Here is a 13,050-nt window from a genome sequence, read left to right as displayed (position 1 = left end):
GCGGGTAGTTAACGAACTTTTCTAGGTAATTTTTCATGGCACTGGATTTTCCCACTTTGCCCTTGGCGTTTCAATTTACTTCTCCAGGACCGATTCTGGTGAAAATAGGGCCACTAAGTATTCGTTGGTACGGCTTGTTAATTGCCACAGCAGTGTTAATTGGCGTCATCCTTTCCCAGAATTTGGCAAAGCGCCGTAACGTTAATCCTGAGTTGATAGGCGATTTGTTCTTTTGGTTGTTGATTGGGGCAATTCCTGGCGCACGACTATATTACGTTTTTTTTGAATGGTCAAAATATGCCCCAACTCCAGGAAAAATTTTTGCGATCTGGGAAGGAGGTATTGCCATTCATGGAGCGATTCTTGGTGGCGTTGTGGCTGCGTTAATTTTTGCCAGAATCAAGCAGGTTTCTTTCTGGCAACTGGCAGATTTAGTAGCACCTTCGCTGATTTTAGGACAGGCCATCGGACGTTGGGGCAATTTCTTTAATTCTGAAGCTTTTGGCGCTCCTACTAATTTACCCTGGAAGCTCTATATTCCACCAGACCATCGTCCTTTAGAATATGTTAGTTTCGATTACTTTCATCCCACCTTCCTCTACGAATCTTTGTGGGATTTAATGGTGTTTGCGCTACTAATAACGTTGTTTTTCCGGTCTTTATCCGGTAAACCACGTCTGAAGGTAGGCACACTGTTTCTAATTTACTGGCCAGCATACAGCTTAGGACGCTTGTGGATTGAAGGCTTTCGCACTGATAGTTTGATGCTGGGGCCATTACGGATGGCACAAGTAGTCAGTAGTTTAGGAATTCTATTGGGATTAGTTGGATTAGCTTGGCTTTACTTACTCAAACGCCCTTTACCTGATGTAGTTCCTACTCTTAAGGGAAATGGGGAGAGGGGGGGATGAGGCAGAAATCAATTCAAAATTCAAAATGACGCTCTCTACGAGACGCTAAAAGCGAACGCGGACTCGCTAACGCTGCGCTAACAAAATTCAAAATTGAAGATTTAATCCCCATGCCCAATGCCCAAAAATAAAAAATGCCCCAGAGTTTTCTCTAGGGCTTAACCAGGGTGCATCTACCATTACTCTCTACTAGGGAAAGAGGGTGAATCCGGAAAGATACTGAAGAATTTGCCAAAAAATTTTTTGAGGGATTGCCGTGTGTTCTTTAAAAAGTGAATATACAGAAAATATAAGCTATAAAAAAACACTATATACTGTAGAACCATCTGTGTATATTGTCGGAGCAGGCCCTGGAGATCCTGACTTATTAACGGTGAAGGCGCAAAAATTACTGGCTGTTGCTGATGTAATTTTATTTGCTGATTCTTTAGTACCCGAACAAATTTTAGAACTTTGCCGAAAAGATGCCGAGATAATTAGAACTGCGAATCAGACTTTAGAAGAGATTTTAGCGATTATGATCGATAGGGTGCGATCGCAGCACAAATCTCTAGTCCGTCTCCATTCTGGCGATCCTAGTCTCTACAGCGCCATCCACGAGCAAATGCATCTCCTAAAAGAGGCAAATATTCCTTTTGAAGTCATACCTGGTATCAGCGCCTTTCAAGCTGCTGCTGCCAAACTTAAAGTAGAACTGACTGTTCCTGGTTTAGTTCAAACTATCATTTTGACACGCATTAGTGGACGTACAGAAGTCCCCCCCACTGAAGAATTAGCTACTCTTGCAGCACATCAGGCTAGCCTTTGCCTGTATTTGAGTGCGCGTCACGTCGAAAACGCCCAAGCAAAACTACTCGAACACTATCCAGCCGAAACCCTGATTGCTATTTGCTTTCGCATTGGATGGCCCGATGAAAAAATCAGGGTTGTCCCCCTGAATCAAATGGCAGACTGTACTCATCAAGAAAAACTAATTCGCACTACACTTTATATAATTAGTCCAGCACTTTCGACAACAACAGGGCGATCGCGTTTATATCATCCCGAACATAGTCATCTATTTCGCTCATCTCATAACTAAATATTGGGCATGGGGCATTGGGAAAGAGAAGGCAGGAGGCAGGAGGCAAAAGTTCTTTAATGCATGAATTTTGTTAGCGCAGCGTTAGCGAGTCCGCGTTCGCTTTTAGCGTCTCGTAGAGAGCGTCATTTTGAATTTTGAATTGATTGCTCCCTCATCTCCCCATTGCCTCACCTAACGATAAACTTAACAATGTAAATAAAAACTAAAATTCCAATCCTAAAATACTTGGGCAGCATCCACATTTGAGTTACTCATCTTCATTTCAGTAGCTCTACTTTTTTATGCAGTATTTTTTATCCGATTCATTTTTTAGCCAACTATGGTCGAATTTTTAACTTTCTATGTCTCTTGTTTTGGTCTTGAATCCAGAAACTAGCTCCAAAATTCCTTGCTATTTCTTTTGTGACAGTTCTTGGTGCGGAATGTGAGGTCGAAAGCGGCGAGGATTTTGGTAAGCAGTTGGTTCCAGTCGATGGCAGACTCTTCATCAGTCAGGATCTCAAAAATGGTTTTGGTATCTGAAGTCATAGTCGTAGGAAATAAAATTTGATCGTAAACGCGGAAAGTAATTAGAAAAATTCACTTAGCAAAACCAATCTCCCCTTTATACATCCCGTGAAAAATCAGGGGAATTCATGGGGCGATCGCAACTAAAAAGGTCTGTTGTCTCCATAATTGATATAGATACAAAGCGTGTAACTAGAGGTTTTATGTCCCTAACGCTTGAAGACTTGGAAAAAATGCAGCAACAGCATCCTGACTATCGCATGGAACTAGTTAAGGGTAATATTATTGTCATGAGTCCATCAGGATACGAATCAGATGAGGTCGCAGCCGCGATGATTGCCAAGTTACATAACTGGGTTAGACCGCGCAAACTGGGACGAACAGCAGCTTCTAGCGCTGGTTTCAGATTGCCAAATTCAGATTTACGCGCACCCGATGCCTCATTTGTTTTAGCTGAACGCTTGCGTCGCAGTCCCAAGTCTTTTGCTCAATTGGCTCCTGATTTGACTGTAGAGGTGAAGTCCCCTAGCGATAATTTAGAGGAGCTGAGAGCCAAAATTCAAGAATTTCTGAGTTTAGGAACTAAGGTAGGAATTTTGCTCAATCCAGATGAGCGGATTGTTGAAGTTTACAACTTTGGACAAGAGCCAATAATACTTCGTGATAGCGATATTTTAACAGTTCCGGAACTGCTCCCAGGATGGGAAGTACCAATTGCAGATTTGTGGCCTCTAGAGTTTGATTAGGATAGTGGTAAAAGACCCTACAAACTTAGATAGATGGAACTAGTACCGCTGCGCGGAAGTCACTCATTCAAAAGTCAAAAGTCAAAAGTTATTCCGGGCTTTCGCGTCATTTTGAATGGTATGTTTATTTACGCCTCGCAGTACTAGAAGTTTATGCGATTATGCGATCGCTTCAGTAGAGATGGCAAAACTTTGATTAGTGGCTCTAAGGATAAAACTATCAATATTTGGCAACTACCATAGTGATTTAGTATCTCATCAACTGAGTAACGGTAGAATATACCTAATTTTCGTAACTTCAAAAGCCAAACTATGACGATGCATTCCACACTTCAACGTGCATTTACTAACCGCCGCGTTCTAAAAGTGATTAGCGGTTTAAATAACTTTGACGCCACTAGCATCGCTGCTACTGTCAAAGCTGCTGAATTTGGCGGTGCTACTTTTATCGATATTGCCGCCGCTCCAGCTTTAGTCCAGCTAGCTAAAAGTTTGACAAATTTACCAATTTGTGCTTCGGCAGTAGAGCCAGATAAATTTGTGCAAGCAGTGGCAGCTGGTGCTGATTTAATTGAAATCGGGAATTTCGATTCCTTCTATGCTCAAGGACGCCGCTTTGAGGCTGTGGAAGTACTAGCGCTGACTAAGCAAACTCGCGCTCTCCTCCCAGAAATCACCCTATCTGTCACCGTTCCCCACATCCTAGAACTAGATCAACAAGTACAGCTAGCAGAAGAACTGGTGAAAGCTGGAGCAGATATTATCCAAACCGAAGGCGGTACTAGCAGTAACCCAGTTCACCCCGGAACTTTAGGATTAATTGAAAAAGCTGCCCCTACCTTGGCAGCAGCTTTTGAGATTTCGCGTATGGTATCAGTGCCAGTATTGTGTGCATCAGGCATTTCTAGCGTTACTGCACCGTTAGCGATCGCCGCTGGTGCTGCTGGTGTTGGTGTTGGTTCCGCTATCAACCAACTCAATAGCGAAGTCGCAATGATTGCTGCTGTGCGCGGCTTAGTAGAAGCCTTAGCGACTGCAAGAGTGTTGACTGAGAAGTAAGAGCTAAGGAGTGGGCATTGGGCATTGGGCATGAAGAAGAGACAAGGTAGACAAGGAAGAGGGGGGAGACTTGGGAGAGATTTGTTCAACAATTCCCCCTTGTCCTCTTGTCTCCCCTGCTCCCCAATCCCTATCCCTCCTGCCTCTGTGCCCCTCTGCTCTCCTCACCCCAAACAATCCTTCAAGGCATAAATCACCTGGTCTTGCTGCTGTTGTGTCAGTTCTGGGAACATAGGCAAGGATATAACCTCATGGCAAGCTTGCTCTGCTATTGGTAAGTCCCCAATTCTATAGCCCAGACTTTGATAAACTGGCTGCAAATGTAAAGGATGAGGGTAATAAATCATTGAACTCACGCCCTGTTCTTGCAATTGACTACGCACCCAATCTCGATATTTGGCGCTAGAACCATTGCGCCCTTCGCTAGATATGCGAATAGTGTATTGATTCCAAACTCCGATACCCCCAGGTAATTCTTGAGGCGGGACAATCCCCGGAAGTTGACTAAGAAACTGGTAGTAATAATTGGCAATATCTCGGCGGCGATCGTTCCAAATATCTAAATAACGTAGCTTAATCTGCAAAATAGCTGCTTGGAGAGCATCCAAACGGCTATTTACACCGATTTCTTCGTGTAAATATCGAATCTTACTACCATGATCTCGTAGGATTCGCAATTTAGTGGCGATCGCTGGGTCATTAGTCGTTATTGCTCCACCATCGCCGCAACCACCAAGATTTTTGGTAGGGTAGAAACTAAAGCAACCAATATGTCCAATACTTCCTACTTTTTCATCAGCCCAAATTGCCCCTGTAGACTGAGCGCAATCTTCAATTATTGACAAATTGTGAGACTGAGCGATCGCCATTAATGATGTCATATCCACAGGTTGTCCAAACAGATGAACCGGGATAATCGCTTTAGTGTTGGGTGTAATCGCCGCTGCGACTTGCTCTACATCTAAATTAAACGTAGTCGCGTCAATATCAACGAAAACAGGCTTTGCACCCACGGCGCTAATCACTTCAGATGTGGCAATAAAGGTAAAAGGCGTTGTAATCACTTCATCGCCTGCACCAACGTCCAAGACTCGTAACGCTAAGTAGAGCGCATCAGTACCAGAATTACAAGCCACACATTCAGTAACAGTATTATAAGCTGCAAACTGTTGTTCAAAGCCTTCGACTAAGGGGCCGCCGATATAGCGACCGGAAGCTAAAACCTCTAAGACGGCTGCACTTACTTCTGCTTCGATAGTGGTGTATTGCTGCTTGATATCAAAGGCAGGGATGGGATTTACACTTTGGATCATGAGTTCTCATTTTATCGGGAGATACAAAGGATGCACTTCGACAGTCAATTTTTGCTGATTGAATTGTTAATCAAAGAGGAGCTACTAAAAGACTATCGCCCAAGATACGCATCTATAGCAGTCCTAAATCATTTGTGAAATATTTTTGGAGTTGGCTGTCATTAGTCATTAGTCATTTGTCCTTTGTAATTGCAAATAACAAGGGACAAATGACGAAGGACGACCACAATAAAATTTTCACGACTCAAATAGGATTGCTATATTAGGGTTTTTACTTAAATTGTGGTGCGGTAAACCACTGCACATTTAATTTACAGATAGTAGGCATACTAGTACAGTACGGCGGAAATAAACCACCCCTTCGGGTGACGCTCGCAGGCTCGCTAACGCTGCGCTAACGGCAGTTCCTCATGGGGGAACCCCCTTTCTGCGGACTGCCTCACCATTCAAAACCAATGAAATGCTTACGCTGTATTAATTTTGAATTTTGAATTTTGAATTTTGAATTCCGCCTTGCGGTACTAGGTGTTTGCCATATTAATGTCATACCATTTGGAATTTGGAATTGATGAAAGTGATATATATCAACCAAGATCCAACACATCTGGTCAAAGTTCCAAGTGTGTGTGCTGCTTTGAGAAGAAAATACCACGAGATAGAGAACCCATGCAGAATCTGATCGAGCTGGATTTTGTGGATTTAGCTATTGCTGTGGGATTGATGGCGATCGCCATTGGTTTATCTGCCTGGGAAAAATTAGGATTAGAGTTGAACCTAGCCCTTGCTACTGGGAGAACCATCTTACAACTTCTTGTATTGGGATACATTTTAGATTTCATCTTGGCTTTAGACAATGTTTGGGCAGTTTTGGCGCTATTAGCAATAATGCTGACAATTACGGCGATTGTCGCACGAAATCGCATTACTCCAAAAATTCCTCATCTGTTGCCTTTGGTGTGGGGTGCAATTTTAATTAGTACAGCCGTCACAGTGTTTTACATTAACTTCTTGATCGTTCAACCAGAGAGATGGTACGAACCACAGTATATAATTCCCTTAGCAGGGATAGTCTTAGGTAATGCTACCAATGCAGCTGCGATCGCAGGCGATCGCCTTGTCAGCACCATTAATTCCAGCCATCTCGAAATAGAAACCCATTTAAGCTTAGGTGCAACTCCAGAGCAAGCTGTTAGCCAGTATCGCAAAGACGCCATCAAAGCCGGATTGATTCCTACTCTCAATCAAATGATACTCATAGGTATGGTCGCAATACCAGGAATTACCACTGGACAGTTATTAGCTGGTGTCAAACCTCTAGATGCTGTCTCCTACGAAGTTTTGATTATGTTTATGGTTGCTTTTGCTAACTTGTTGACAACAGTTTTAATCACCAAGGGGTTGTGTCGGCAATTTTTTAATTCTGCCGCGCAGTTGGTGAGGTGAAGAGTGCTGTTAGCTCTCTCTCTTCTCTACAAGAGGCTGCGCCAACGGGGCGTTTAACACGTGCTGAGTGCCAAGTGAAGAGTGCTGACTTGAAAAGACCGCAATAAATATTTCATCTTCTTGTAGGAGCGCATAGCTAGTTATGCGCTCCTATGAAGTATTCACACAATTGATGTATAAGTAATTATTGTAAACGCATCTATCCTATGGAGTATTTTATATAAAATACGAATAAATATTTATATAGTTATTTAAAAATAATGTAATTTCAGTATTCAAACCTGACGCTGTAAACCTGAAAACTTAACAAATTGCCGTCTATCGGAAATAACAGAACCAAAGCAGGAATGTCATGATTAAGAGATGTACCTTTAGTCAAGTAAGTCAAGTATGTGAAATATTTATTAATATTATTAATAGATAGTAAGTGTAAATTCAGCGTCAGGAATCCAAAAAAAATTCCTAATGGCAGGTATTTAGCATCAATCACCAGATTCTTCACCAAGGCAACAGAAGATTATGAAAGACCAAGAACGATCAAACTCTAAGGAATTCGTCGGAAATCTCAAAAACGGGATTTGGCTGTTTGGGCTGTCATCGTGGGTATTTGGCATTACCGATCGCAGTATTGCTTCATTTGCAGATGGCTATCTATCTGCTTTGGATTTGACGCAAATATTTACAGCGGCTACGTTCTTTGTGGCGTGGCTATTTTTGAAACCGACATCCAGAGTTTGAGTTGAGTATTCAGTCATTGTTTAGGCTAGTTCGATCGAGATTTAGAAAGTTATCTATTTGATCGCTATAAGGGGTGTGCCACAGAATGTATAGATTTTTTTGCATTGATTGCAATCAAGGTAATTCGTAAAATCTCCGAATTACCCTGATTTCTAGTTTTCACAAGAGAGAATCAGGATCTACACCAAGTTCGCGCAACCTTTGTGCCAGCATTTGGGCACGTTCTTCCGGGGTTTGTAAACGTCGTTCTTGCTCGTTATACCAATAAAGCCACTCTCGCGTGATACCGTGATATATTCTATTCCTCGTTCTATGCCAATTCCCAAACCTACCTCTGGTAGCCAAACAGGATTTCCTGAGAGCAATTGATACTCGTTATTGACTAATTTATAGACCTCTAAGTGTTGCTTGCGGCGGCGAGTAGGATTATAAACGACATAGTACAAGACTTTGAGCTTTACGTACTCGTTTTTCTTAGTAGTGTATTCTCTGCGACAAATCTGAGATACTACTTCCAGTACCAATATAGGAACTTTGGTGTATCTAAAAAAATTTTTCTAATTTTCCGGAATTGATTATGTTCAGGTGGTAGTCTCTATTAGATTAGCGATTTATACTGAAACTCTATAACGAACCTTCGGGGAATATAACCCCATTACGGATTAAAAGCCCGGTCTTCATGGCCGGGCTTTTGCCAAGAAATTAAAAAAATTGGGGTAACTCTGGAAAATCCCAGAATTACCCCAAATTTTAAAAGTTACGAGTGTTCTTAACTCCTAACTACTCATTAAATTAGGCAAAGGCAGCAGTTGTCACATCGTTGTTGGAGAGAATTTCTTGCAACTCTTCAGCGTCTACTGTTTCTTTATCAACCAGCATTTGCGCTAGCTGATCTAGAATGTGGCGGTTGCCCACTAACACTTCTTTAGCGCGTGTATAAGCTACATCTACAAGTTTGCGGACTTCTTCATCAATGGCAGCAGCGGTTTCTTCAGAAAAATCACGCTCTGACATGATATCGCGTCCGAGGAACATATTACCTTGTTGACGACCAAGGGCAACAGGGCCTAAGCGATCGCTCATCCCAAATCGGGTAATCATCTGACGGGCAACCCGGGCTACCTGTTGTAAATCATTAGAAGCACCAGTGGTAACTTCTTCTTCACCAAAGATTAATTCTTCAGCAAGCCGACCACCCAAAGCCACAGCCATCTGATTTTCCAGATAAGCGCGGCTGTATAAACCAGTGTCCATCCGGTCTTCGCTGGGGGTAAACCAAGTTAAACCACCTGCGCGACCACGAGGAATGATACTAATCTTCTGCACTGGGTCATAATCTGGCATCAAAGCACCAACTAAAGCATGACCAGCTTCGTGATATGCCACCAAGGTTTTGCGCTTTTCGCTCATTACCCGGTCTTTCTTCTCTGGTCCAGCTAATACGCGATCAATCGCGTCGTTGATTTCGTCCATCGAAATTTCAGTCAAATTCCGGCGTGCTGCCAGAATTGCGGCTTCATTCAACAGATTGGATAAATCTGCGCCAGTAAATCCAGGGGTACGACGGGCAATTTTATCCAAATCTACATCTTTCGCCAAGGTCTTGCCACGGGCGTGTACCTTGAGGATTTCGCTGCGTCCGGCATAGTCGGGACGGTCTACCACAACTTGACGGTCAAAGCGACCAGGACGCAACAGGGCTGCATCTAGAACATCAGGACGGTTGGTAGCGGCAATAATGATGATGCCAGTGTTGCCTTCAAAGCCGTCCATTTCTGTGAGCAACTGGTTGAGGGTTTGTTCCCGCTCATCGTTACCACCACCTAAACCTGCACCCCGTTGACGACCGACAGCGTCAATTTCATCGATGAAGACGATACAAGGAGCGTTGGTCTTAGCTTGCTCAAATAAATCGCGGACGCGGGATGCACCCACACCGACGAACATTTCCACAAATTCCGAACCAGAGATCGAGAAGAAGGGTACACCTGCTTCACCAGCTACCGCACGAGCTAGGAGGGTTTTACCTGTACCAGGAGGGCCAACTAACAACACACCTTTAGGAATTTTTGCACCAACAGCAGTAAAGCGATCGGCGTTTTTCAGAAAGTCTACGACTTCGTTTAATTCCAACTTGGCTTGGTCAATACCAGCGACATCGCCAAATGTCACCTGGGTTTGTGGTTCCATTTGCACTCTGGCTTTGGATTTGCCAAAGTTCATCGCTTGGCTACCTGGGCCACTTTGAGCGCGACGTAGCAAGAAGAATAAGCCAACCAAAAGCAATACAGGGAAAAATAAGCTGCTTAGTGCCTTAAACCAAAATCCTTCGTCGGTTTGGGGCAAAACAGAAATATCAACGCCTTTATTAGTCAGAGTATTAATCAGTTCTGGATCGTTGACTAAGGTAACAATCCGTTTAGCCGGGTCATATTTGGGTGTTACCAGTGCTGTAGAGCGGTCTGCACTCAAACTGACTTTTTCGACTCTGCCTTGCTGAACTTCTTGAATAAAGCGACTATATCGCCATGTCTCTCTGCTTTGGGGTTGTTTGTCAAAAAATGCTGTTCCCAGCGCAATGACGACAATAAACAGCAGCGCGTACAGCCCTGCATTTCTCCATCTTTTATTCACTAAAGTCTATCCTCCGGTATTTTTCGCACCATCGCCTAGCATCTACGATCGCAAAGGTGATTATTAAGAATTATGTTAACTTATCTTAAGATATAACAAATTTGGCGTGGATGTCATGCTAAAAAAAGCTCCCTTATTAGCTGAAAACTATCATGGTAGGGATTATATTCTAGCGACCCTGAAGGCAGATGAACGGTATGAATGGGAATAATTTCTACCACACTATTAGTGTAGGCGATCGCTTCAAATCTCTGGACTAGCTCGACGCTCCAAGTTTCTTCTCGCACTGACTGCTGGTGATTTTGCAACCAGTTTACAAGTTGCGATCGCATAATTCCCGGCAAAATGCCTGCCTTTATTGGCGGTGTCCACCAACTGCAATCGCACCATCCCCAAAGGTTGCCTGTACTGGTTTCTAGCCAATTTCCTTGAGCATCGACTAATATCGCTTCTTGAGCATCTAAGCTAGTTTTTGCCAACCAAGCACTCAAATAGTTTCCAGTTTTATGAGAGGGGAGAGAACGAGAAAATTCTGAACTAGCAACAGCACACACAACACCAGTTTTTTGTTTTTCTAGCAAATCTGGCGGTAAGAATCTACCAGTTATCCATTCCCGTCCATCAGGAAAAAGGGTAATTCTGAGAACAGGAAAATGTGCCAGAAGAGTTTGAGCGCCTTGACGCAGACGATTCCAATCGGGTTGCTGCCACCCAAAAGTTTGTAGCGAGAAAAGTAGGCGATCGCAATGTGCTTGCCAATTAGTTAAATTACTATCTAGGGAGTTCTGATAAACCCGCAATGTTGTAAAAACAGTTGCCCCATAAAGTAAACCCGGATCGTTAATGTTTAATTCTAGGGTTTGAGAGTGAATTAATTTACCGTCATACCAAAAAATATTATTTATCACAACCAAATTGCTTATTGCTACAACTCCATTGAAAAGTGATGACTTGTAATGCTCATACGCTGCATGAGATAAAACCTGTGGGCTGCAAATCGCTGAACACCAGAATCCAGACTCAGATGCTTACAGTCATGATTTCTAGCATATTTAATTAGCCACTGAAATAATTGTTGACCATAGCTATGCGATCGCTGCAACTCATCAACAACTAAATCATCAATGTATAAAAACTTTCCCGATGCTAAACAATTAGAAATGCGAAATCCAGCGATCGCTACAGCTTGCTTTTCTACTTCCAAGAATGCAAGTTGATATCCTTCTTTCATCTGATATCGAACTTGTTCTACAAACTTAGTCTGCTCAAGGTGAGGGCGCAACTGAGAGATAACAAGAAAACATCCTAATATTTGAAAGTCAGATTCCACCAATTGTATTGACATAAATATTACTTTACTCAATCATACGTGAGAAATTTGAAAAAATTAGGTGAATATAATTCTTTATTACACTTGCAACAACCCGTTATGAATAATAACTTAATCTTTAGGAGGAAATATAATTTTATAAGCCCCTTCAGGAGTTGTAACTATTTTTCCTCCCAAGGCTTCGATTTCCTTAATTGCACGTTTCTGAGTTCTTTGATCAGCATGATTATTTAAAACCATTGACCATGTATAAATTTGAGCATATTTACTGTTAGGATTTTTACTCAAAAATTCCGCAGTTTTTTGAGAAGTATTCGCTATAAACTGACTCTCTGGATCTGAAAATTTACTTGCCCAGTTTGCCGCTGTTGCAAAAGACTGTTGAGCAGCTTGAGCATTGCCTAAAAATAATAATTCATCAACTCCTTTAAAACGCCATATATAATAGGACTTTTCAGGAACTGATGGAGATATTGATTTTAAGCCTTTCTCTGACAATGCGATCGCACGTTCTGGCATACCAGCATACAATGAAGTACTAATCGAAAGACTGCGATACGCTGCTAAAAATCGCGGATCACGTTCTAGAATAACTTCAAAATATTCTGGACTTAAACTGTAACCTGTTTTATCTCGAACTTCATCATCTCCAAAATATTGGATAAAATTGAGATAAACCAAATCTGCAATGAAGTTCTCATAACCAAAACTAGGCATTTTCTGGAGAAAATTAAGGCGGATATTTTCGGATTTTATTTCTTTTTCTAAAGTTTCTAAAGAAGCTGATTGTTTTCTATTTATTAGTTTTTGCAATTGGGGAAATTGAATCAAGCCAACTCCTAAAATACACATACAAATTACAAAATTTGTAGCAAAAGCCTGACGAGATAACAACATATTTTCCTTGTCTTTATCATCATAGTCATATTATTGTATACATAGTGGTATAACAAAAGTCAGCCCCACTTGTGCGTCTAAGCTTTGCTAAGTCAGAGAAAAAAAGTTGACTCAAATAAATCAATTAATTAACTAGTGTTATTTTATACTTCAATCTTAATTTTGCTCTGAGATATACTTTAGAGCCTATTTATAAAGTAAATATGGGAAAATCCCTACCGCAGTGCTGGATTCACTACAACGCAGTTGGCTCCAAAATCTAAAATGATATTATTCTTTTTCTAAGATAAATTTGGCTTTTGGAAATCATATAGTAAAAATTTCTTAAATTATTAAGTTGTTTTGACTTTAATTACTTTTTTTTAGTAAAAGCCTGAAAATTTTTGAC

At 41.8% G+C, this 13,050-nt stretch carries 12 protein-coding genes and 1 pseudogene; 7 read left to right on the top strand and 6 right to left on the bottom strand.

Annotation, left to right across the window (positions count from 1 at the left end; genetic code table 11):
- The first annotated feature begins 35 nt into the window (after positions 1-35).
- From lgt to V7K56_RS32530, 5 genes are all read left to right on the top strand, one after another.
- A complete protein-coding gene (lgt, locus tag V7K56_RS32545) occupies positions 36-911 on the top strand; it encodes a prolipoprotein diacylglyceryl transferase (protein WP_334917559.1) in 876 nt (291 codons plus the stop codon).
- A 256-nt stretch (positions 912-1,167) separates the two neighbouring features.
- The gene (gene cobM / locus V7K56_RS32540) at positions 1,168-1,992 is read left to right on the top strand and encodes a precorrin-4 C(11)-methyltransferase (protein ID WP_334917557.1); all 825 of its coding nucleotides are present in this window, start codon (positions 1,168-1,170) and stop codon (positions 1,990-1,992) included.
- Positions 1,993-2,705: 713 nt separating this feature from the next.
- Positions 2,706-3,248 (top strand): Uma2 family endonuclease, encoded by a 543-nt coding sequence (locus V7K56_RS32535; RefSeq protein ID WP_334917555.1) that lies wholly within the window; start codon positions 2,706-2,708, stop codon positions 3,246-3,248.
- Positions 3,249-3,401: 153 nt separating this feature from the next.
- On the top strand, positions 3,402-3,491 hold the full coding sequence (locus tag V7K56_RS37335) for a hypothetical protein (RefSeq protein WP_442940355.1): 90 nt from the start codon (positions 3,402-3,404) through the stop codon (positions 3,489-3,491).
- A 69-nt stretch (positions 3,492-3,560) separates the two neighbouring features.
- Positions 3,561-4,307 (top strand): DUF561 domain-containing protein, encoded by a 747-nt coding sequence (locus V7K56_RS32530; protein WP_334917553.1) that lies wholly within the window; start codon positions 3,561-3,563, stop codon positions 4,305-4,307.
- Positions 4,308-4,471: 164 nt separating this feature from the next.
- On the opposite strand, the gene V7K56_RS32525 is transcribed toward V7K56_RS32530, so the two are convergent.
- Positions 4,472-5,620 (bottom strand): DegT/DnrJ/EryC1/StrS family aminotransferase, encoded by a 1,149-nt coding sequence (locus tag V7K56_RS32525; RefSeq protein WP_334917551.1) that lies wholly within the window; start codon positions 5,618-5,620, stop codon positions 4,472-4,474.
- Between the two features lie 666 nt (positions 5,621-6,286).
- Here V7K56_RS32525 and V7K56_RS32520 point away from each other — a divergent pair.
- Together V7K56_RS32520 and V7K56_RS32515 are read left to right on the top strand one after the other, a co-directional pair.
- Positions 6,287-7,063, top strand: coding sequence for an ABC transporter permease (locus V7K56_RS32520; protein WP_334917549.1), 777 nt, complete (start codon positions 6,287-6,289; stop codon positions 7,061-7,063).
- A gap of 519 nt (positions 7,064-7,582) precedes the next feature.
- Entirely contained in the window at positions 7,583-7,801 is a 219-nt protein-coding gene (locus V7K56_RS32515) for a hypothetical protein (protein WP_334917547.1), read from the top strand.
- 159 nt (positions 7,802-7,960) lie between these two features.
- On the opposite strand, the pseudogene V7K56_RS32510 reads toward V7K56_RS32515, so the two are convergent.
- The 5 genes and pseudogenes from V7K56_RS32510 to V7K56_RS32490 all read right to left on the bottom strand — a co-directional run.
- A pseudogene (locus V7K56_RS32510) lies at positions 7,961-8,337 on the bottom strand (Uma2 family endonuclease); the annotation flags it as partial.
- 256 nt (positions 8,338-8,593) lie between these two features.
- The gene (ftsH3, locus tag V7K56_RS32505; protein WP_334917545.1) at positions 8,594-10,435 is read right to left on the bottom strand and encodes an ATP-dependent zinc metalloprotease FtsH3; all 1,842 of its coding nucleotides are present in this window, start codon (positions 10,433-10,435) and stop codon (positions 8,594-8,596) included.
- A gap of 113 nt (positions 10,436-10,548) precedes the next feature.
- Entirely contained in the window at positions 10,549-11,343 is a 795-nt protein-coding gene (locus V7K56_RS32500) for an aminotransferase class IV (protein WP_334917544.1), read from the bottom strand.
- 17 nt (positions 11,344-11,360) lie between these two features.
- Entirely contained in the window at positions 11,361-11,780 is a 420-nt protein-coding gene (locus tag V7K56_RS32495; RefSeq protein ID WP_334917543.1) for a GNAT family N-acetyltransferase, read from the bottom strand.
- A 96-nt stretch (positions 11,781-11,876) separates the two neighbouring features.
- The gene (locus V7K56_RS32490; RefSeq protein ID WP_334917541.1) at positions 11,877-12,662 is read right to left on the bottom strand and encodes a hypothetical protein; all 786 of its coding nucleotides are present in this window, start codon (positions 12,660-12,662) and stop codon (positions 11,877-11,879) included.
- Positions 12,663-13,050 lie beyond the last annotated feature (388 nt).

Origin of the sequence: Nostoc sp., assembly GCF_036917535.1 — a bacterium.
Lineage (GTDB): Bacteria > Cyanobacteriota > Cyanobacteriia > Cyanobacteriales > Nostocaceae > Nostoc.
This window is presented reverse-complemented; position numbering and strand designations above follow the sequence as displayed.